The organism is Mesorhizobium sp. M0659, assembly GCF_040320605.1.
GTDB lineage: Bacteria > Pseudomonadota > Alphaproteobacteria > Rhizobiales > Rhizobiaceae > Mesorhizobium.
On the sequence record NZ_JAMYPY010000009.1, the window covers coordinates 223,969 to 244,979 of the forward strand.

19 protein-coding genes are annotated in these 21,011 nt (G+C 63.4%); 11 read left to right on the plus strand and 8 right to left on the minus strand.

Annotated features, from left to right (window positions below):
• Nucleotides 1-122: 122 nt before the first annotated feature.
• Nucleotides 123-356 carry a DUF2093 domain-containing protein gene (locus tag NKI31_RS17180; RefSeq protein ID WP_352497300.1) on the minus strand — a complete coding sequence of 78 codons (234 nt, stop codon included), beginning with the start codon at nucleotides 354-356 and terminating at the stop codon, nucleotides 123-125.
• A gap of 112 nt (nucleotides 357-468) precedes the next feature.
• Between NKI31_RS17180 and NKI31_RS17185 the strand changes: the two genes are divergently transcribed.
• The gene (locus NKI31_RS17185; protein WP_023694433.1) at nucleotides 469-1,074 is read left to right on the plus strand and encodes a hypothetical protein; all 606 of its coding nucleotides are present in this window, start codon (nucleotides 469-471) and stop codon (nucleotides 1,072-1,074) included.
• Between the two features lie 17 nt (nucleotides 1,075-1,091).
• Here the strand turns inward: NKI31_RS17185 and NKI31_RS17190 are convergent, their stop codons facing one another.
• Nucleotides 1,092-2,018: a LysR substrate-binding domain-containing protein gene (locus tag NKI31_RS17190; protein WP_031208791.1), complete on the minus strand. Its 927-nt coding sequence runs from the start codon at nucleotides 2,016-2,018 to the stop codon at nucleotides 1,092-1,094.
• A 92-nt stretch (nucleotides 2,019-2,110) separates the two neighbouring features.
• On the opposite strand from NKI31_RS17190, the gene NKI31_RS17195 reads away from it, so the two are divergent.
• Together NKI31_RS17195 and NKI31_RS17200 are read left to right on the plus strand one after the other, a co-directional pair.
• Nucleotides 2,111-3,004, plus strand: coding sequence for a DMT family transporter (locus tag NKI31_RS17195; protein WP_023694431.1), 894 nt, complete (start codon nucleotides 2,111-2,113; stop codon nucleotides 3,002-3,004).
• Between the two features lie 109 nt (nucleotides 3,005-3,113).
• Nucleotides 3,114-3,875 (plus strand): hypothetical protein, encoded by a 762-nt coding sequence (locus NKI31_RS17200; RefSeq protein ID WP_352652151.1) that lies wholly within the window; start codon nucleotides 3,114-3,116, stop codon nucleotides 3,873-3,875.
• A 25-nt stretch (nucleotides 3,876-3,900) separates the two neighbouring features.
• On the opposite strand, the gene mutL is transcribed toward NKI31_RS17200, so the two are convergent.
• Entirely contained in the window at nucleotides 3,901-5,754 is a 1,854-nt protein-coding gene (gene mutL / locus NKI31_RS17205; protein WP_352652152.1) for a DNA mismatch repair endonuclease MutL, read from the minus strand.
• 274 nt (nucleotides 5,755-6,028) lie between these two features.
• Nucleotides 6,029-6,931: a LysR substrate-binding domain-containing protein gene (locus NKI31_RS17210; protein WP_023671586.1), complete on the minus strand. Its 903-nt coding sequence runs from the start codon at nucleotides 6,929-6,931 to the stop codon at nucleotides 6,029-6,031.
• An 89-nt stretch (nucleotides 6,932-7,020) separates the two neighbouring features.
• On the opposite strand from NKI31_RS17210, the gene NKI31_RS17215 reads away from it, so the two are divergent.
• The 4 genes from NKI31_RS17215 (at nucleotide 7,021) to NKI31_RS17230 (ending at nucleotide 11,473) form a co-directional block, all read left to right on the plus strand.
• A complete protein-coding gene (locus NKI31_RS17215) occupies nucleotides 7,021-8,571 on the plus strand; it encodes a trimethylamine methyltransferase family protein (RefSeq protein ID WP_023816270.1) in 1,551 nt (516 codons plus the stop codon).
• A gap of 61 nt (nucleotides 8,572-8,632) precedes the next feature.
• Nucleotides 8,633-10,282 (plus strand): ABC transporter substrate-binding protein, encoded by a 1,650-nt coding sequence (locus NKI31_RS17220; RefSeq protein WP_352652153.1) that lies wholly within the window; start codon nucleotides 8,633-8,635, stop codon nucleotides 10,280-10,282.
• A 95-nt stretch (nucleotides 10,283-10,377) separates the two neighbouring features.
• The gene (locus tag NKI31_RS17225) at nucleotides 10,378-10,857 is read left to right on the plus strand and encodes a DUF3828 domain-containing protein (RefSeq protein ID WP_352652154.1); all 480 of its coding nucleotides are present in this window, start codon (nucleotides 10,378-10,380) and stop codon (nucleotides 10,855-10,857) included.
• Between the two features lie 4 nt (nucleotides 10,858-10,861).
• Nucleotides 10,862-11,473 carry a hypothetical protein gene (locus NKI31_RS17230; protein ID WP_023682932.1) on the plus strand — a complete coding sequence of 204 codons (612 nt, stop codon included), beginning with the start codon at nucleotides 10,862-10,864 and terminating at the stop codon, nucleotides 11,471-11,473.
• A gap of 219 nt (nucleotides 11,474-11,692) precedes the next feature.
• Here the strand turns inward: NKI31_RS17230 and queF are convergent, their stop codons facing one another.
• Nucleotides 11,693-12,154, minus strand: a complete 462-nt coding sequence (gene queF, locus NKI31_RS17235) for a preQ(1) synthase (RefSeq protein WP_023672924.1) — start codon at nucleotides 12,152-12,154, stop codon at nucleotides 11,693-11,695.
• Nucleotides 12,155-12,294: 140 nt separating this feature from the next.
• Between queF and NKI31_RS17240 the strand changes: the two genes are divergently transcribed.
• Complete coding sequence (locus NKI31_RS17240) at nucleotides 12,295-14,340, plus strand: oxidoreductase (protein ID WP_352652155.1); 2,046 nt, start codon at nucleotides 12,295-12,297, stop codon at nucleotides 14,338-14,340.
• A gap of 220 nt (nucleotides 14,341-14,560) precedes the next feature.
• Here NKI31_RS17240 and NKI31_RS17245 read toward each other — a convergent pair whose 3' ends face one another.
• Nucleotides 14,561-14,845, minus strand: a complete 285-nt coding sequence (locus tag NKI31_RS17245) for a hypothetical protein (protein ID WP_352652156.1) — start codon at nucleotides 14,843-14,845, stop codon at nucleotides 14,561-14,563.
• 313 nt (nucleotides 14,846-15,158) lie between these two features.
• On the opposite strand from NKI31_RS17245, the gene NKI31_RS17250 reads away from it, so the two are divergent.
• Nucleotides 15,159-15,563: a MarR family winged helix-turn-helix transcriptional regulator gene (locus tag NKI31_RS17250; RefSeq protein WP_023672921.1), complete on the plus strand. Its 405-nt coding sequence runs from the start codon at nucleotides 15,159-15,161 to the stop codon at nucleotides 15,561-15,563.
• Between the two features lie 21 nt (nucleotides 15,564-15,584).
• Here the strand turns inward: NKI31_RS17250 and NKI31_RS17255 are convergent, their stop codons facing one another.
• Nucleotides 15,585-17,651, minus strand: coding sequence for a putative bifunctional diguanylate cyclase/phosphodiesterase (locus NKI31_RS17255; RefSeq protein WP_023672920.1), 2,067 nt, complete (start codon nucleotides 17,649-17,651; stop codon nucleotides 15,585-15,587).
• Nucleotides 17,652-17,959: 308 nt separating this feature from the next.
• Here NKI31_RS17255 and NKI31_RS17260 point away from each other — a divergent pair, with 308 nt between their 5' ends.
• Nucleotides 17,960-19,147 carry a glycine C-acetyltransferase gene (locus tag NKI31_RS17260; protein ID WP_023715232.1) on the plus strand — a complete coding sequence of 396 codons (1,188 nt, stop codon included), beginning with the start codon at nucleotides 17,960-17,962 and terminating at the stop codon, nucleotides 19,145-19,147.
• A gap of 169 nt (nucleotides 19,148-19,316) precedes the next feature.
• Nucleotides 19,317-20,351 (plus strand): L-threonine 3-dehydrogenase, encoded by a 1,035-nt coding sequence (gene tdh / locus NKI31_RS17265; RefSeq protein WP_352652158.1) that lies wholly within the window; start codon nucleotides 19,317-19,319, stop codon nucleotides 20,349-20,351.
• 224 nt (nucleotides 20,352-20,575) lie between these two features.
• Here tdh and NKI31_RS17270 read toward each other — a convergent pair whose 3' ends face one another.
• Nucleotides 20,576-21,010 (minus strand): MarR family winged helix-turn-helix transcriptional regulator, encoded by a 435-nt coding sequence (locus NKI31_RS17270; protein ID WP_352652159.1) that lies wholly within the window; start codon nucleotides 21,008-21,010, stop codon nucleotides 20,576-20,578.
• Nucleotide 21,011 lies beyond the last annotated feature (1 nt).

The window sequence follows — 21,011 nt, forward strand, 5'->3', positions numbered from 1 at the left end:
CCACTCAGCCCTGGGGACAAGTCAATCACCAATAGTATCGATATACAAGCGCCGGCTAATGCCCGGACAAGAACGTTAGCCGGAAATGCTTTCCGGTTGTCCCGCCTAGGGTTCTAATGGTGTCAGCGCCGGCTGCGCAGGTCCGGATGCATCTCGATCTCGCGGCGCAGCGAGGCGGCGGCGCTGACATAGGGCTCCTGCCTGGCGACGCTCCAATATTTGAGCTCGTCCAGCGGAATGCTCTCGCCGGTCACCGCGCAGCGCACGAAGGCGCCGGGGCTGGTGACCTGGAAGTCGCCGTCGAGATAGCGGATACGGGCTTCCTTGCCGCCGGGGCCTTCGAAGCGGTTCATCATGGAGTGGTGCCAAGGTTCATGCTGATTTCATCGCCATAAATTGCCGGCAAGGTCAAGCTTGACGCAATGCTGAGGCGCTATTGTCGCTCCAAACCATTCTTATGGGACCGGTATGGACATTTCATCCGCCCGCCTGACCGCGCTGCTGCGTGAGGCCATGATGTTGGCAGCGTTGCCGTCGGCGAAGGCCGATCCGGCGAAAGCAGCACTTATAAAGGCGGTGGTGCAGCCGCCGACGCCGTCCGGCGCGCCTTTGCAGCCGGCAGCGGCGCCGGCGCTGCAGGCGCTGTTGTCCGCGGCAACGGCAAAGGGGCAGCAGACGGGTTCTGCCGAGATCCTCCAGGCCTATCTGGCCCTTGCCGAGCCTAGTGACGCCACGCCCGACGATACCGGGCCGACAACCGCTGCGATAGGCAAGGCGACGCCAGCGAACGACGATGCACAGCGCGGTCTGCCGCTGCCGCCGGCAAGGGCCGAAGATGGCGCTGCCGCAAAGCCCGCAGGACTGCCCTGGTTTGCGCTTCTCGCACCCGTGGTTTCGCCGCAGCGCCGCGCTGCCACCACCGATATGCCAATGAAGCGGGAGCAGGCGACGTCTGGGCCGAATGATGCGGCCCAGCCGGAAGGCCGACAGCAGACGCGTGTCGGTCTGATGGCGCTGGCAACCGGGTTTCTGGCCGTCGCCATTGTCGGTCTAGCCCTGCTGGTGCTTCGCTGAGCACCGAACGATCGCCGCTATCGCTCGGCTTCGAGGAAAGCTTCCATCTTGTCCATCGCCAGCCCCGCCTCGACAGCGATACGGCGTGAAAGTTCGGCGGCAGCCGTACGCGGCCGCCCCAGCGGCCGGTCCAGCCAGTACGACACCGGGTTCAGCGCCGTGCGCTCGTCGACGGCGACGATGCGGCCTGCCTCCAGCTGATGTCGGGTCAATGGCGGCCGCGCCAGCGCGATGCCGAGCCCATAGGCGGCAGCGTCGAGCACCAGATTATAGTCCTCGAAGCGGCGGTCCTGCGGGCGCGGGCGGTAGTCCATCCCTTGCGCGGCAAACCAGGCACGCCAGCCGGAGGCGTCGGAATCGTTGATCAGTGGAAACCTCAGCAGCCGGGCCGGGTCGCCGCGGCCGATCTCGCGGGCAAGGCCGGGCGCGGCGACGGGAAAGACATGTTCCTCGAACAGCTTCACCGAGATGCGGCCCGGAATGCCGCCGCGGCCGCAGCGGACCGACAGGTCGATGCCTTCATCGGCAAGGTCGGCCTGGCGGATGTCGACGTCGAGGACGATGCGCAGCTTGGTGGGATTGTTCTCCAGCGCCGCCATGCGTGGCATCAGCCACAGCCCGCTGACGGAGGGTATCGAGGTCAGCCGCACCACGGCGGTGCCGCGCGGCTCGACCCAGCGGTCGGAATGGCTGGAGATCAGCGCAAAGGCTTCCGCCGTGCGCAGATGCAGGCGGTTGCCCTCGATGGTCAGCGAGACGCCGCGGGCCCCGCGGTCGAACACTTTCAGGCCCAGCCAGTCTTCCAGCTTGGCGATCTGCCGGCTGACGGCGCCGTGGGTGATGTTGAGCTTCTCGGCCGCGGCCGAAAAGCTCCCCGTTCTCGCCGCCGCATCGAAGGCGCGCAGGGTCTCGAGCGGCACCATTGTGTCTGAGCTGTGATCCATAGTCACAGGTGATCCTCGATTTGATCGTTTGTCAACGGCGCCGAAAAGGCGCTTTCTGCCTTTCAACACTCTGGGAACCCGAGGACAGGCAGATGAGCGCAACGACCAGCACGTCGAATCCGACACAGCGGATGGACACCACGGCGGCCATCGCCGTGGCGTTGACGGTGGTCGGCTGGGCCTCGGCCTTTCCCGCGATCCGTGCCGGCCTCGCCGCTTTCGGGCCGCTGGAACTCGGTGCGCTGCGCTTTGCCATTGCCGCGGTGCCGGCGGCGATCTTTCTTGCCGTCAAGCGCCCGGCGCTGCCGAGGCTCGACGAAGTGTGGCGCCTGGTCTTTGGCGGCGCCATCTTCGTCGCGCTCTACACTGTCATGCTCAATTTCGGCGAACTGACCGTGTCGGCGGGTGCCGCCGGTTTCATCATCAATGTCAGCCCGATCTTCACCGCCATCATGGCAATGGCATTGCTGGGCGAGCGCTTCTCAAGCTGGGCCTGGTTCGGCACGGCGATTTCTTTCGCCGGCATCGGCATCATCGCCGTGGCCGACGGCAATGGCTTGAGTTTCGACACCGGCGCGCTGCTGGTTCTTGGCTCCGCGCTGTGCTCGGCCGTCAACACGATCGTCCAGAAGCCGCTCTTTGCCCGCCATCACCCGCTGACCATTTCGGCCTCCAACATGATCCTTGGCGCGCTTTGCCTGGCACCCTTTCTGCCAAGCGGCTTTGCGCAGGCCGCTGCCGCCAACACGGCCGGTATCGGCGCCGTGATCTTTCTTGGCATCGTGCCCAGCCTGATCGCCTATGCCGCATGGGCAACCGCACTGTCGCGCCTCCCGGCAGCGCGCGCCTCGAACTTCCTCTATCTGGTCTCGCCCATGTCAGCCCTGATCGGCTTCTTCTGGCTGGGCGAAGTGCCGACGCTGCTCGGCATAATCGGCGGTGCGCTGGCGCTCGGCGGCGTCATCGTCGTGAATTTGATGCGTTAAAACAAATGATTGGAGCTGTTTTCGGACTCAAACCGGGAACCGCTTCCATCAGAATGCAGACACCCAGAGGAAGGACAGCTATGGTACGCTGCCTTCACTGGGGGACGGAATGGGAAGACTGTTCATATCGGCAATGTTTTGCGTTTTGCTGCTGACCGGGAAAGCCGCCGCGGGCTGGTATCAGGTCGAAAACTACGAAGGCTCCATCGGACCTAACCCCGTCCACCTATCGCTGCAGAGATATGACAGTTTCGGCAGCGGGATTACGGTCGAGGGGAGCTATTTCCACGACGCGAAGCAAAGCCCGATAGCGGTGTACGGCAAGATCAGTGGCACCAGCGTCTTCCTTTGCGAGATTGCGGACGACAGGGAGTTCGACCGGGTGCTGGTCATGGGATCGAAAACGCCCGTTGGCACCACCGGATGTCCGTTTTCTCTCGACCTTGGCGAAAGCGGCGCAACAGGGACTTGGAGCAAGGGCTCGGACAAGTTCCCGATCACGCTGAAGAAGGTCGCAAACCTCGACGATACCGGTGAGGCGAAGGTTGACGGCACCGTCGAGATTCCCTTCTGGGCGCAGACAGCCACCCACAGATTTGCCGGGGTCTACGAGAAAGCGGGCTTTCTCGTCTGCATGAATAAGCTGCGGGTCATCGATAAGAAGAAAAAGAAGGTCGTTCAGGAGATCGCTTTCGATGACGACGATTGCGATGCCGGCATGCTGATGACTCCCATCTACATGAATGTTCAAAAACAGGTTGGGAGAAGCTTCGAGATAATCTCCGTGAATTTTCGCGGCGGTAGCGCCGGTTACTCAAGGGATTACGTTTTCTCTCATAGGTTCAAGGATTATCGCCTGTTGGTGAATTGAGCGTGTGCCCTGACCTGGCTTGTGCTCACCGCCTTCCGAACAACCGCTCTATATCGGCGAGCTTGAGTTCGATATAGGTCGGGCGGCCGTGGTTGCAGGTGCCGGAGCCCGGCGTTGCTTCCATCTGGCGCAGCAGCGCGTTCATCTCCTCAGGCTTGAGCAGGCGGCCGGAGCGGACCGAGCCGTGGCAGGCCATAGTCGCGGCGATCTTGTCCAGTCGTTCCTTCAGCGTCTCGATCGTGTCGTTGTCGGCGATCTCGTCGGCAAGATCACGCACCAATTGCTGGACATTGGTTTCGCCGAGCATCGACGGCGTCTCGCGCACCGCCACCGCGCCGGGACCGAAACGCTCAATGCCGAGGCCGAACCGGGCCAGCGTTTCGGAATGCATGGCCAGCCGCTCGGCGTCCTCCTCCGGCAGGTCGACGATCTCCGGCAGAAGCAGCATCTGCGAGGGCACCGCGCGCGAGTGCAGGGCATTCTTCAGCGCCTCGTAGACCAGCCGCTCATGCGCCGCGTGCTGGTCGACGATGACAAGCGAATCCCTGGTCTGGGCGACGATGTAGTTCTCGTGGACCTGCGCGCGGGCGGCGCCCAGCGCGGTGCCGAGCAGCGTCTCGGCCGGCTCGGCTAAGCCGGCACGCGCATCGGCGCTGGCGAGCGGACCGGCGTCGAATGCAGCCTGGTCGTTTTCGCGGAAGCCGGCGCCGTCAAATCCCATATCCAGCGGCCGCTGTGGCGAGCGGTCAAAGCCCGAAAAGCCCGAGGCCCGGTAGGCCGCGTCATAACTGCGATGACCGTTGGCAGGACCCGCATGGGCGTAGGAGGCGGCTCCCGGCCGGAACGCCGCCACCATCCCGGCGGCCCCGCTGGTGGCGGCGCGGATGCCGGCATTGGCCAGCGCCTCGCGAATGGCGCCGACGATCAGCCCGCGCACCAGGCCGGGGTCGCGAAAGCGCACATCGGCCTTGGCTGGGTGGACGTTGACGTCGACGGTCGCCGGATCGAGCGTCAGGAACAGCACGGTCACCGCGTGCCGGTCGCGCGGCAGCACATCGGCGAAGGCGCCGCGGATGGCGCCGGCAATCAGCTTGTCGCGCACCGGACGGCCGTTGACATAGGCATATTGCTGCAGCGCGTTGGCGCGGGTAAAGGAGGGGATCGAGACATGGCCGGTCAGATGCACGCCGTCACGGCTGGCGTCGATAGCGATGGAATTGTCGGGAAACTCGGCGCCCATGACTTGCGCGACGCGGCGCAGGCTGCCTTCCGCCGTGTCGTCGGTCGCCGGCAATTCCAGCGTCGAGCGGTCCGAGCCGGCCAGCGTGAAGCGCACGGCGGGGAAGGCGATGGCGATGCGCTTGAGCACGTCGCTGGTGGCGGAGCTTTCGGCGCGCTCGCCCTTCATGAACTTGAGCCGGGCCGGCGTGGCGAAGAACAGGTCGCGCACCTCGACCGTGGTGCCGCGGTTGGCCGCCGCCGGTTTGACCGCCGAAACGCGGCCGCCTTCGATGGCGATCTCGGCTGCAGCGTCGCCTGCGGCCGTGCGCGAGCGAACCGACAGTCGCGACACCGAACCAATTGACGGCAATGCCTCGCCACGGAACCCGAGCGAGCGGATATCGTGAATGTTGTCGGCAAGTTTCGAGGTGCAGTGGCGCGCAATGGCCAGCGCCAGTTCCTGTTCGGGGATACCGGAGCCGTCATCGGTGACGCGGATCAGGTTCAGCCCGCCGCCGGCAGTGACGACCTCGACGCGGGAGGCGCCGGCGTCGAGCGCGTTTTCGACCAGTTCCTTCACCACGCTCGCCGGACGCTCGATGACTTCGCCGGCGGCGATCTGGTTGATCATCGTTTCGGAAAGCTGACGAATGGGCATTGGGGTACTATAGGGGGATTCGAAGGGTGTGCGGAAGGCTTCAATGAATGCCGGACATTGGAGACGCCAGCGGGACAGCACCCCCCTCTGGCCTGCCGGCCATCTCCCCCGCAAGGAGGGAGATCAGATGTCACGACGGCTTTCGCCAATCTTCAATGCTTGAAGGGTGACGCGACATATGAACTGCCAATCTCCCCCCTTGCGGGGGAGATGTCCGGCAGGACAGAGGGGGGTGTGAAGGAACTCCGCGATAGTGACTACGCTGCAACCGATTTCAAGCCTGCGCCGCCAGCCAGTCCCTGACTTTCCGCGCATTCTCGCTCAACTCCCGGTTCTTCGGCCAAACCACATAGAACGCCTTGCCGGTTCTCAGCACATGGTCGGTCACCGGCACCAGCAGCCCCGACGCCAGGAGCCGTTCGGCCAGATGCCGCCAGCCGAGCGCGATGCCTTGGCCCTCCATGACGCCCTGGATCACGAGGCCGTAATCGTTGATGCGCAGGCCGCGCGCGGTGTTGTCGAGCCTGCCGCCCGCAGACTGGAACCATTCGTCCCAGCTAGCCGCCTCGCGGTAGGGCTCCTCGAGGTGGATCAGGCGATGCGTCGCCAGCTCCGCGACGCTCCTTGGCATGCCGAATTTCGCGAGATAGCTGGCGCCAACCACCGGAAAAATCTCCTCGTCGGCCAGCGGCAGCGAATGATAATCGGCCCAGTCGCGCGGTTCGCCGCCGCGAACGGCGAGCGGGATGCCCTCGGCGATGATGTCGAGATCACGGTCGGCGGTCTGGATGCGCAAGTCGATGCCCGGCAGTTCGTCGCGGAACTGCTGCAGGCGCGGCATCATCCAGAACGAGCCGAAGGCGGTCGACGCCGCCAGCGTGACATGGCCGCCGCTCGCCTGCAGGCGCAGATCCTCGGCCGATTTGCGGATATGCGACAGACCGAGCGAGACGTCGGCATGGAAGCGTTCGCCCGCTTCTGTCAGGACGACCTGGCGGTGGCGGCGCTGGAACAGCTGCGCGCTAAGCTGTTCCTCCAACCCGCGCACCGCATAGGAGACGGCGGCCTGCGTCATGCCGAGCTCGCGCCCGGCAGCGGTGAAGCTCGACAGCCGGCCCGCCGCCTCGAAGACGATCAGGCTGCCGGCCGAGGGCAGGAGGTGGCGCAGGCTTCGCATAAGCTGAGCTTATACAAGAGATCAGGATTTTCCAGCATCACATCCATATTTCCTCTCGCTAACTTGGTTGGACGGAATGAGGAGGCTCCATGAACGCACCGGCCGCTGAACTGACCGAGCAAACCCACCGCCGCGGCGGCGGTCGCCTCGGACGCAAGGCGCTGAGGAGCGCCCCCGTCACCTCGTTCCCGACGCTGGTCCGCGAGATCCCCACCTACCAGATGGTCCCGGACGAGGCGGTGGAACTGATCCACCAGGAGTCACTCGCCATCCTCGAAGAGGTCGGTTGCGAGTTCCGCGACGACGAGGCGATCGCCATGTGGAAGGTGGCGGGCGCCGACGTGTCCGAGACACGCGTCCGCATCGACCGCGGCCTGCTGATGGAACTGGTCGCGAAGGTTCCGTCCGAATTCACCCTCAATGCGCGTAATCCAGAGCGCACCGTGCGCGTCGGCGGCAAGAACTCCATCTTCGCGCCGATGTATGGCGCGCCTTACGTGCGCGACCTCGACAACAACCGGCGTTATGGCACGCTTGAAGACCTCAACAATTTCCACAAGCTCGCCTACATGGCCCCGGCGCTGCATTCGTCGAGTTCGATCATCTGCGAGCCGATGGAGATCGCGGTGCCGAAACGGCATCTCCACATCATCCATTCGGCGCTGAAGCATTCCGACAAGCCGTTCATGGGCATCGTTACTTCCAAAGACCGCGCCGAAGACACGATGGCGATGGCGGGCATCGTCTTTGGCGAAGATTTCGTTCGCGACAACCCGGTGCTGGTGTCGATTACCAACTGCAACTCGCCGCTGGTGTGGGACGCCACCATGCTGGACGCGATGAAGGTCTATGCGCGCAGCAATCAGCCGCTGATCCTGGCTCCCTTTGCGCTGTGCGGCGCATCGACTTCGGCCTCGGCCGTCGGCGCGGTGGCGCAGGTCAATGCCGAAGCACTGGCCGGCGTCGCTTTCACCCAGCTGCTGCGCCCGGGTTCGCCGCAAATCTACGGCCAGTTCATGGTGACGGTCGACATGAAGACCGGCGCGCCGATGGGCGGCACGCCGGAAGCCGCCCAGATGATGTATCTGATGGGCGCGCTGGCGCGGAAATACAAACTGCCCTGGCGAACCTCCGGCTTCCATGTCGGCTCCAAGCTCAACGACGCCCAGGCCGGCTATGAATCCAACATGCTGATGCATGCCGCCATCCTCGCCGGCGCCAATTATATCTGGCACTCCGCCGGCTGGTTGGAGGCCGGGCTGACATGCGGCTATTCGAAATTCGCCACCGACTGCGAGCAGCTTGTCGGCTGGTATAAATATGCCGGCGGCCTGCCGTTCGACGATTTCAAGGAGGCCATGGCGGCGATCCGCGAAGTCGGGCCGCAGGGCCATTTCCTCGGCACCCAGCACACGCTCGATCATTACGAGTCGGCATTCTTCATGCCCACCATCATGGATTTCAACTCCTACGAACAATGGAAGGCTGGAGGGGCGAAGGACCACGACACGCGCGGCCGCGAGAAAGCCCGCAACATGCTGGCCGACTATGAAGAGCCGAAACTCGATGAGGGCATTGCCGAGGGCCTCAGGGACTTTATCGCGCAGCGCGAAGAGAGGCTGCCCGACAGCGTTAGCTAAGAGAACGACGAATGAGTTGATAACGGGCGAAGACCCGATGGGAACCGCAAGGGAGAAAGACATGACAGTTTTCAAAAGCAATGGCGATCGCGTGCCAACGGCCATCGAGGCGATGGCGCAAGAGACGCGTGCTGGCCGTATGGACCGGCGCGAGTTTCTTGCATTGGCAAGTGCGTTCGGCGCATCGACGGCGCTGGCCTACGGCATGATCGGCCTTGCCGCGCCGGGACAGGCTTTTGCCGAGGAGCCGAAGAAGGGCGGCACGCTGCACATATCGATGTCGGTCAAGGCCCAAAAAGATCCGCGCACCTATGACTGGGTGGAACTCGCCAACATCTCGCGCTGCTGGCTGGAGCCGCTGGTCCGCTACACTAGGGAATTCACCTTCGAGCCAGTGCTGCTCGAAAGCTGGGACATCAATGACGACGCCACGGAATACACGTTGCATGTGCGCAAGGGCATCACCTGGAACAATGGCGATGCTTTCAACGCCGATGACGTGGTCTTCAATGTTACCCGCTGGTGCGAGAAGAAGGTCGCCGGCAACTCCATGGCCGCTCGCGTCGGCGGGCTGATCGACGAAAACTCGGGCAAGGCCAGGGAAGGCGCGATCGCCAAGGTCGACGACAATACGGTCAAGCTGACGCTCAGCGCGCCCGACATTTCGCTGATCCCGAACCTCACCGATTATCCCGCGCTCGTCGTCCACCGCAATTTCGACGCCGAAGGCGCCGACCCGGTCAAGAAGCCGATCGGCACGGGCCCGTTCGAACTGGTCTCCTACGATGTCGGCCAGAAGGCGGTGGTCAAGCGTCGTGAAAACGGCAAGTGGTGGGGTGGTGAAGCGCCGCTCGACAGCGTCGAGTTCATCGACTACGGCACCGACTTCAACGCTTCGATCAACGCCTTCGAATCCGGCGAGATAGACCTCAATTTCGAGACGCCGGCCGACTTCATCGACATCCTGGATAAGATGGGGCTGGAGAAGTCCGAGGTTGCGACGGCAACCACGCTGGTTGCCCGCACGAACGTTACCCACAAGCCCTATGACGACCAGCGGGTGCGCAACGCGCTGCAGATGGCGGTCGACAACAATGCGGTGCTGGAACTCGGCTATGCCGGGCGAGGGACGGTGGGCGAAAACCACCATGTCAGCCCGATCCATCCGGAATATTTTGCGCTGCCCAAGAAGACGCGCGACGCGGCCGGCGCCAAAAAGCTGATGGCGGACGCAGGGCAGGCCGATTTCGAGCACGAGCTGATCACCGTCGAGGACGATTGGCAGAAGAACACCGGCGACGCGATTGCGGGCCAGTTGCGCGACGCCGGCATCAAGGTCAAGCGCACGGTGCTGCCGGGCTCGACCTTCTGGAACGACTGGACGAAGTATCCCTATTCGATGACCATCTGGTACATGCGCCCGCTTGGCGTCCAGGTGCTGGCGCTTGGCTATCGCACCGGCGAAGCCTGGAATGAATCGGCCTATTCCAACCCGGACTTCGACGCCAAGCTGAAGCAGGCGCTGTCGCTGATCGACGTGGAGAAACGGCGTGAGGTGATGAAGGATGTCGAGCAGATCCTGCAGGATTCCGGCGTCATCATTCAACCCTTCTGGCAGAAGCTCTACAGCCACATGAACAAGAAGGTGAAAAACTACGGCGTCCATCAGACCTTCGAGATGGACCTGCAGAACGTCTGGCTGGATGGCTGAGACGGTGCAAGCCGGGGCTTCATGAGCCGCAAAAAAGCCGATATGCAGGATGTCTGGTATTGCCGCCTTGCCGCCGAACCGTCCGGAGATCCTGCATGAAACCGATAGTGCTTGCCGCTGTCTTTTCGATTGCCTTGCCAGCGACGGTGCTGGCCGGGCCGGCTTCCAACGCCGTGAAGTTCTTTTATGTGCCCGAGGTGAAATTCGAGGGAGATGCAAAGTACCGCGACCGCTTCACCGAGCCGGTGACCAAGCTGTTCGATCTCAACGACCAGGCCACGAAGAACAAGCCCGACGAAGTCGCCTGCCTCGACTTCGATCCCGGCCTCGACGCGCAGGATTTCGACCAGAAGTCGATTGCCAAGACATTGAAGCTGGCCGAGACCGTCAATGGCGATACGGCCGAAGTCACCGCCACCTTCAGCCTTTTTGCGGAAGGCGATGATTCTAAACGCGAAATGCTGTGGTCGCTGAAGGAAATCGACGGCAAATGGAAGGTCGCCGACATCACCTCCAAGACCAGCAACTGGACGCTAAGCGCGCTGGAATGCATGCCCGACAAAGCGCCGGAGTGATCCCGTGCTCCGCCGTCTTGCCTTGGCGCTGTCGCCCATGTGCGTGCTGTCGGTGGGTATGAGCGCAGCCGCAGCACAAGGCCTGTTGGGCCCGCCGCCAGCCAATGCGCCGGCCGTGACGGCACCGGCCGGCGCAGCACCGCCCGCAAATCCACCCGGGACAGCGGTGGAACCGGCGACACCGCCGGTTGGGTGGCCGCCGGCCGACGCCCCACCGGCCGCACCCATTCTGCCGGGATCCCCGACGGCGGTGGTGCGGCCATTTTACGATCAGGTGGGACTGGAGATCGATCCGGCGCAGCGCAGCCACTTCATCGACCCGGCAAAAACCGTTCTCGACAAGAGCGACGCGTTGCGCACATCCGGGCAGGGAGAATGTCTCGACCCCAACATGGCGCTCGACAATGCCGACTATGACAAGACCGAGATCGATAAGAGCCTGAAGACACTCGAAGCGATCAATGGCGACCAGGCCAAGGTCATTGTCGCCTTCGTCGTCGCCGGCAATCCACATCGCCTTGAATGGAAGTTCAGGAAGGTCGACGGCGACTGGAAGATATCCGATCTGCTTTCGGTGACCGGTGAATGGGCGCTCAGCCAGTACCAGTGCGAATAATGTTGATTGAGGATCAGCGCCTGCGATCCTTCGCGCCCCTCTCTGTCCTGCCGGACATCTCCCCCACGGGTGGGGAGATCAGCAGTTCCAACGTCTCGCCCGCTCCGCATCATTCGAGATTAGCTAAAGCCGGCGTAGCGGCCAATCTCCCCCCGTGTGGGGGAGATGTCCGGCAGGACAGAGGGGGGCGCTGTCCCGCTAAAGTTCCGCAAAATAGCTTCAGCCCCTTCCGCGATAGGGGGCAACGCCGGTGTCGGGCAACCAGGCGCCTTCGGGCGGAGCGCCGGTCTGCCAGAAGACATCGATCGGAATGCCGCCGCGCGGATACCAATAGCCGCCTATGCGCAACCACAGCGGCTTCGTTGCCGCCACAATGCGGCGGCCGATCATCACCGTGCAGTCTTCATGGAAAGCGCCATGGTTGCGAAACGAGGTCATGAACAGTTTGAGCGACTTCGATTCCACGAGCGTGGTATCGGGTGCGTAGTCGATGACGATATGAGCGAAATCCGGCTGTCCGGTTACCGGGCAGAGCGAGGTGAATTCCGGGCAGGTGAAGCGCACGATCGCCGGCGGTCCGTCGCCGCGCTGGAACGGCACGGTCTCCAGGACCGCAGTCTCCGGGCTCTGTGGCGTCTCGACGTGGGCGCCGAGCTGGGTGAGGGTTTTGGTATCGATCATCGCGGTTTTCCTGGGGATTTCCGCGCTCATTAGCACCGGACCGAAAAGTGTGCAGCGATTTTCGAATAAATTCGATGCTTAAGACAAGAACTGGAGCAGCACGCGCTGCTCCGACACAAATTGGAATCGGCAGGAAGATGATGACCAGCAACGACCCGCTTCTCCAGCCTTACCAGCTCAAACACCTGACGCTGAAGAACAGGGTGATGTCGACCAGCCACGAGCCGGCCTATTCCGAGGACGGCATGCCGAAACAGCGCTACCGGCTCTACCACGCCGAAAAGGCCAAGGGCGGCATGGCGCTGACCATGACGGCGGGCTCGGCGATCGTCTCGCGCGACAGCCCGGCCGCCTTTGGCAATCTGCATCTCTATGACGACCGCATCGTGCCGTGGCTGGCCGAACTGGCGGACGCCTGCCACGAGCATGACTGCAAGGTGATGATCCAGATCACCCATCTTGGTCGCCGCACCGGCTGGAACAAGGCCGACTGGCTGCCGGTGCTGTCGGCTTCGCCGGTGCGTGAGCCGGCGCACCGCGCGTTCCCCAAAACCATCGAGGACTGGGATATCGAGCGCATCGTCGCCGACTATGCGTCCGCTGCGCAGCGCTGCCAGGCCGCCGGCCTCGACGGCATCGAGTTCGAATCCTACGGCCATCTGATGGACGGCTTCTGGTCGCCGGCCACAAACCATCGCGACGACGAGTTCGGCGGTTCGCTCGACAACCGGCTGCGCTTCACTGACATGGTGCTGGATGCCGTGCGGGCTGCCGTCGGCGAAAAATTCGTCGTCGGCATCCGTATGGTCGCCGATGAGGATTTTGACAAAGGCCTGTCGAAGGAGGAGGGCGTTGAGATCGCCCGGCGATTGGCCGGTTCCGGCAAGGTCGATTTCCTCAACATCATTCGCGGCTCGATCGAAAGCGACGCGGCGCTCACCAAGGTTATCCCGGTGACCGGCATGCGCTCTTCCCCGCATCTCGATTTCGCCGGCGAGGTGAGGGCGGCGACGAAGTTCCCGACCTTCCATGCGGCGCGGATTTCCGATGTCGCCACGGCGCGCCACGCCATCGCGACCGGCAAGCTCGATATGGTCGGCATGACCCGCGCCCATATCGCCGACCCGCACATCATCAAGAAGGTCATGGAAGGTCGCGAGCACGAGATCCGGCCTTGCGTCGGCGCCACCTATTGCCTCGACCGTATCTATGAAGGCGGCGAGGCGCTGTGCGTCCACAATGCCGCGACCGGCCGGGAGGCCGAGATTCCGCATATCATCCTGAAGACCGAAGGGCCCAGGCGGAACGTCGTTGTCGTTGGCGCTGGCGCTGGCGGGCTCGAGGCAGCTCGCGTGATGGCCGAACGCGGCCATCATGTCACGGTGCTTGAAGCCTCCGGTCAGGCCGGCGGCCAGGTTCGGCTGGCGACGCAGAACCCGCGCCGCAAGGAGTTGATCGGCATCATCGACTGGCGGCTGGCCGAACTCGACCGGCTCGGCGTCGGGATCCGCTACGACACCTGGGCCGAGCAGGACGATGTGCTGGCGCTTTCGCCCGACGTGGTGGTGATCGCCACCGGCGGCCTGCCGCAGAACCCGCCGCTGACATCAGGCGACAATCTCGTCACGTCGAGCTGGGACATCATGGCCGGCAGCGTCAAGCCGGCGGAGAACGTGGTGCTCTTCGACGACAATGGCGGCCATCAGGGCATGGGCGCGGCGGAGCTGATCGCCAATGCCGGTTCGAAGCTGGAGCTGGTTTCGCCGGAGCGCTTCTTCGCCCCCGAAATGGGCGGCATGAACCACGTGCCCTATATGCGCGCCTTCCAGGAGAAGGGCGTCACCATCACCATCAACACCAGGCTGCGCTCGGTACGGCGCGAGGGCAACCAGCTGGTCGCCGAACTCGCCTCCGACTTTGCCGACGGCTGGCGCGGCGAGAGGCGGGTCGACCAGGTGGTGGTCGAGCACGGCACGGCGCCGCTCGACGATCTCTATCTCCAGCTGAAACCGCTGTCGAAGAATGGTGGCGCGGTCGACTATGAGCGGCTGGTCGGCGGCGGCGATATTTTTCCTTCACGCAATCCCGAAGGCGGCTTCGTGCTGTTGCGCATCGGCGATGCAGTCGCCTCGCGCAACATCCATGCCGCCATCTATGACGGCATCAGGTTCGGCTTGCGGGTTTGAGCCTACAAGCCGGCCTACGGTTTGTTCCAAAGCTCGATCTCACCCTTCCGGCGGGCGCAACTCGATCGATCAAAGTGATGGGTGGCGCGCAGCCAAACCTCTGTGCGGAGAGCCACCTTGCACATCCGTCCGAACTGCGCGCCGCGTACGCCACCAGCCGAGAGCCAGGCGACGCACGATGCGGAATGCTTTTCAACCGGGAGGCAACGCGCGGCAGGGCTCAAATCATCCTGGCCGTCGCCATGCAAAGTACGGTGAGTACCAGAAGCCAGGCGGCGATGCGCTCGCCGCGGGCCATTTTGGTGCGCAGCGCCGCTTCCGTTGCGGCGTCCGCGCCGGCAAGCTGCCGGCTGGTCTTGCGGACGACGACGCTGAGAACGCCGGCAGCGGCGAAGGCGGCCAGGATGCCCAGCGCCAGCACCATTTCCATCGAGCCGAAATAGGCGCCGTGGAAGAAATACCAGAGCAGGGCGCCGGTCACGAACACCATGCCGGCCGAGCCCATTTGCGGTCCGATAAAGCGCTCCGCCCTGATCTCGGGGTCGCGGGCAAGCGTATGGTGGTGCCGGCCCAGAACACACCGGCCATGACGTGAAGGCCGATAACGACGATGTAGACATATTGCATGACCGCTTCCTCCTTGCCCGCCGCCCGTCCCCGGATCCCTGTCGAATGCAGGATGATACGAACTCGGCAGATCGACACGCATGATAGTTAGGTATCAAATGGTTCGATGTCAATGTATAATGAACGTTCCATCGCTCGGCGCCTTGTTCTACTGTCGGCGCATGACTCCCTTTGACCGTCCGCCAATCGGCATGAATCTCGCGCGCACCTCCAAGCTGGTGGCGCAGGCCTTTGACGCCGCTTTGGTCGAGGCCGGCGGCACGCTGCCGGTGTGGCTGACCTTGCTTTCGGTCAAGTCGAGCGAGCTTGCCAACCAGCGCGAACTTGCCGGCATGATCGGCATCCAGGGCGCCACGCTCACCCACCATCTCAACGCCATGGAGGCGCAAGGCTTGCTGACGCGCCGCCGCGATCCGGACAACCGCCGGGTTCATCTGGTCGAGCTGACGCAGGCGGGCGAAACGATGTTCCTGAAGCTGCGGGCGGCGGCTCTCATCTTCGACAAGCGGCTGCGCGCGGGATTGCCGGACGACAGGCTGGCGGAGTTCGCCGAGGTGCTGGCGGCATTGCGGGCGAATGTCGCGCCGGCCAAATGACCGGCACCGGTGGGCAATAGTCTAGGCTAAATTGCCCTGAAGCACCTTCAGCTTGGCTTTCTTCGGGCTGCGCGCCAGCAGCCATTCGCGCGCTTTGTCCTGCGGCATCGGGAAGGCGATGGAATAGCCCTGCACCTGGTCGCAGCCGATTGCCATCAGCGAATCGAGCTCGGCTTCGGTTTCCGCGCCCTCGGCGACGATCGAAATGCCGAGACCGCGCGCCAGCTCGGTGATGGCGCGCACGATCTTGGTGTTGTCGCCATTCTCGTTGATGTTCTGGACGAAGCGGCGGTCGATCTTCAGCCGGTCGATCTCGTTGGGATTGACGTGGCTGAGCGAGGCATAGCCGGTGCCGAAATCGTCGAGCTCAAGATGGACGCCAGCAGCGCGGATGTGGCGCAGCTTCGCCGCGATGCCCGTCTTCTCGTCGTCGAGAATGACGGATTCGACGATTTCAAGCGACAGTTTCTGCGGCGCCAGGCCGGCCTTTTCCAGCGTCGCGAACAGGAAGCGGTCGAAGTCGGGTTCGCGCAGCTCGGTGCCGGACACGTTGACGGCGAGCCGGCCGAAGGCAATGCCGGCGCGATCCCATTCGGCTGCTTGCTCGATCGCCTTGGTAAAGACGATGCGGCCGATCTCGGGCATGAAGCCGCATTTTTCGGCGACCGGAATGAACTCGCCCGGCGCAATCATGCCGCGCTCGGCATGCTTCCAGCGCACCAGCGCCTCGATGCCGCTGATGGCGCCGTTGCTCAGCGACACCTGCGGCTGGAAATAGACCTGGAAGGCGTTCTCCGAAATCGCGACCTTGATGTCGTGCTCGAGCTGCTTGCGGTAGTCTAGCTCGCGCCTGAGTTCCTCGGAGAAGAACGAGAAGCTGCCGCCGCCGAGCTTCTTGGCGGAATAGAGCGCGAGATCGGCGTGGACGAGCAGATCCTCGGCATTGTCGGCGTCGATGGGATAGACAGCAATGCCGGCGCTGGCCCCCGGAAGGATGGTCGTGCCCTGGAAGGTAATCGGCTCGTTGATCTCCTCCAGGATGCGACGGGCCAGCATGTTGATGTCCTCGGGGCCGCCGGCGCCATTGAGGATCATCACGAATTCGTCGCCGCCAAGGCGCGCGCACAGATCCGACGCGCGGCAGGAATCGCGCATGCGCTGGGCGGTGACGACCAGCACATAGTCGCCGGCGGCATGGCCGAGTGTGTCGTTGATCTGCTTGAACCGGTCGAGGTCGAGCTGGATCACCGCCAGCCTCTCACGCCGGCGATGCGCGCCCTTGATCAGCGTTTCGAAGTGATCGGTCAGGAAGGTGCGGTTGTGCAGGCCGGTCAGCCCGTCATGTACGGCGATGAAGGCCATCGAGTTGCGGGCATCGACAAGCTCGTGCGTCTTGCGCAGGATCGCCTTCGACATCGGCCGGAAGATGAAAAGCGCCACCAGCACGATGACGCCGATGGTGGCGTAGAACAAGGTGCGGTGGAGATCGAGGAGCTTTTCCGACCGCTCGTCGGCGAATGCGGCGATGCGTTGGCCGAGCGCGGCATAACCCGACAGCGTCGCATTGGCGACGGAAGCATCGAGATTGACGCGCTCGCCGCCGCCCTTGTAGGCGGCATTGCCGGAGAGCTGGGATTCGAAGGACGAGATCAGCCTTTCGCCATTGGCGACCAGCCCGACCGAGAAATAGTCGAGGTGGAACGGCTTGCCGTAAAGGACGCTCTCGATCGACTTTGGGTCGGACAATGCCGGCGACAGCGGGTCGGCTCCCGTCTGTTTGAGGAGCAGGTCGTAGTTGGTCTCGAACTCGGCGGTCGCCTGTTTCAGCGCGGCAACCAGGGCCGGCTGCTTGTCACGCGCGGCGGAGCCGGTTGCGCTGGTCAAAAAGACGATGCGCTGCGACAGCGCCTTCTGGGTGCTGACGATGTCGAGCAGAGTATGGTTGTGCTGTTGCGCCGCCATCATCTGCTGCAGCAGGATGAAGGAAGCCATCACCATGGCGGCGATGATCAGCAGCGCCAGCCAGTAGCCGCTCTTGATCAGCAGGATGAGTTTGCCCGAGACGGTTTGCGCCGGCTGCTGCGACATATTCTAGGTGACCCCTCGGTCGACTGATTCTGCCACCGATTCGTGGCGAGAAGACCATTGGCTTGAAAGGGTTAACAGGTCTGGAAGCCGGCGGAACTGTTGCTTCCGCAGTAAACGAAAGCTGCTGAAATGGTTATCATGTTCTTTCGCGGCACGGCCGTATTCGCGTGCCTGCTACTCCAGCATGCTGGCCATGCGATCGGATCGCGCCAGGGTTGAGCCCGCCGTGCCACCGAAACGGTCGCTTTTGCGATGGATTTTTAGTGCGCGTAGCGCGACAGTCGCGCCAATCTCAACAGGACCTGATCATGAGCGCGGCATTCCTCTCCCATATCGACAACGAACTGCAAGGGCTGAAATCCGCCGGGCTCTACAAATCCGAGCGGGTGATCACCTCGACCCAGTCGGCTGAGATCGAAGTCGGCGGCGACAAGGTGCTGAACTTCTGCGCCAACAACTATCTCGGCCTCGCCGACAGCGCCGAGTTGCGCACCGCGGCCAAAGGCGCGCTCGACCGCTACGGTTACGGCATGGCCTCGGTGCGCTTCATCTGCGGCACGCAGGAAGAGCACAAGCAGCTTGAATCAACGATTTCATCCTTCCTCGGCCTGGACGACACCATCCTTTACGGCTCCTGCTTCGACGCCAATGGCGGCCTGTTCGAAACGCTGCTCGGCGAGGAGGATGCGATCATCTCCGATGCGCTGAACCATGCCTCGATCATCGACGGCGTGCGGCTGTCGAAGGCCAAGCGTTTCCGCTATGCCAACAACGACATGGCCGACCTCGAAGCGCGGCTGAAAGAGGCGAAAGACTGCCGCTTCCGCCTGATCGCCACCGACGGCGTGTTCTCCATGGACGGCATCATCGCCAATCTGAAAGGCGTCTGCGACCTCGCGGAAAAGTACGGCGCCATGGTGATGGTCGACGACAGCCATGCCGTCGGCTTCGTCGGCAAGAACGGCCGCGGCTCGGCCGAGCATTGCGGCGTCGAGGGCAGGGTGGATATCATCACCGGCACGCTCGGCAAGGCGCTCGGCGGCGCCTCCGGCGGCTACACCTCCGGCAAAAGCCAGGTCGTCGACTGGCTGCGCCAGCGTTCGCGGCCTTATCTCTTCTCCAACACGCTGATGCCGGCGATTGCCGGCGCTTCCATCAAGGTGTTCGAGCTGATCCGCAATGGCGACGCCCTGCGCGAACGCCTCTATGCCAATGCGGCGCGCTTTCGCTCCGAAATGGGCAAGCTCGGCTTCACGCTGGCCGGCGCCGATCATCCGATCATTCCGGTGATGCTGGGCGATGCCAGCCTGGCGCAGGAAATGGCGGCGCGCATGCTGAAGCGCGGCATTTATGTCATCGGCTTTTCCTTCCCGGTGGTGCCGAAAGGCCAGGCGCGCATCCGCACGCAGATGTCGGCGGCGCATTCCAGCGCCGACATCGACCGCGCCGTGGCAGCGTTCGCGGCGGTCGGCAAGGAACTGGGCGTGATTGGCTGAGAGTTTTACCCTCCCCCTTTGTGGGGAGGGTCGACTTCCGACCGCTTGCGAAGCAAGCGGGCGGGAGGCGGGGTGGGGGTCTGCAGGGTCACGACCTCCGCCAGTTTTTGACCCCCACCCGGCCCTTCGGGCCACCCTCCCCACAAGGGGGAGGGTAAGGAGTTGTAGCATGTCGAACATGATGAAGGCGCTGGTGAAGGCCAAGGCCGAACCGGGCATCTGGATGGAAGAGGTGCCGGTGCCGGAGATCGGCCCCAACGATGTGCTGATCAAGGTCAAGAAGACCGCGATCTGCGGCACCGACGTGCATATCTACAATTGGGATCAGTGGGCACAAAAGACCGTGCCGGTGCCGATGGTGACCGGCCATGAATTCGTCGGCACCGTTGCCGATTTCGGCTCGGCGGTCACCGAATACAAGGTCGGCCAGCGTGTTTCGGGCGAAGGCCATATCGTCTGCGGCCATTGCCGCAATTGCCGCGCCGGGCGAGGGCACCTCTGCCGCAACACGCTCGGCGTCGGCGTCAACCGTCCCGGCGCCTTCGGCGAATATCTGGTGATCCCGCAGCACAATGTCGTGCCGATCCCCGACGATGTGCCCGACGAAATCGCCGCGATCTTCGATCCGCTCGGCAATGCCGTCCACACCGCCCTGTCCTTCGATCTCGTCGGCGAAGACGTGTTGGTCACCGGAGCCGGACCGATCGGCATCATGGGCGCGCTCGTTGCCCAATGCGTGGGTGCGCGAAAAGTCGTCATCACCGACATCATCCCGGCGAGGCTGGCGCTGGCCAAAAAACTCGGCGTCCAGCATGTCGTCGATGCGTCCAAGGAAAAGCTGCGCGACGTCATGCCGGCGCTCGGCATGACCGAGGGTTTTGACGTCGGCCTCGAAATGTCGGGCGCCGCGCCCGCCTTCCGCGACATGATCGACACCATGAACAATGGCGGCAAGATCGCCATTCTCGGCATCGCGCCGACCGGCTTCGAGATCGACTGGAACAAGGTCATCTTCAAGATGCTGCACTTGAAGGGCATCTACGGCCGCGAGATGTTCGAGACTTGGTACAAGATGATCGCCTTGGTGCAGGGGCCGCTGGATGTATCGGGTCTGATCACGCACCGCATCGGGATTGATGATTTTCAGGTGGGGTTTGATGCGATGAGGAGCGGCAGTTCGGGTAAGGTGGTGATGGATTGGTAGGCGCAGAGGCACGTTCTAGCTGGAGAAGCCGGCGGGACAGCACCCCCCTCTGTCCTGCCGGCCATCTCCCCCGCAAGGAGGGAGATTGGCAGCTTTGACGGCTCGCCAACCTCTGCAACATTGGAGATTGGCGAAAGCCTTCGCGACATCTGATCTCCCCCCTTGCGGGGGAGATGTCCGGCAGGACAGAGGGGGGTGTGAAGGATCACGGCGGAGCAGATTCTTTATTCACCCAACGCTCCCTCCAGCGCCGCCACGCCGCTCACAATCGCTGTCCGCTCCTCTGTGCTCAGCCTCTCCAGCAACTCCCGTTCAAACGCCTTCGCCAGCGGCACCATTTCGCCATAGGCCGCCAGCCCCGCCTTCGTCAGCGCCAGATGCTCTACACGTCGATCATTCTCGTCGGTTGTGCGTACCAGCCAGCGCCGCCGCTCAAGCTCGGCCACCGCGCGCGACACCTTGGTCTTGTGCATGGCCGACTGCTCGCCAAGCGCTGTCGCCGTCATCGTGCCGCGCTGGCCCAACCCCGAAAGAGTGCGCCATTCCGGCCGCGTCAGGCCGTGGCGGTCGCGGTAGATTTTTGAAAATTCGCGGCTGACGGCGTCGGCCAGCCGGTAAAGCCGGTAGGGCAGGAAATTTTCGAGTTCGAGGGTTTCCATA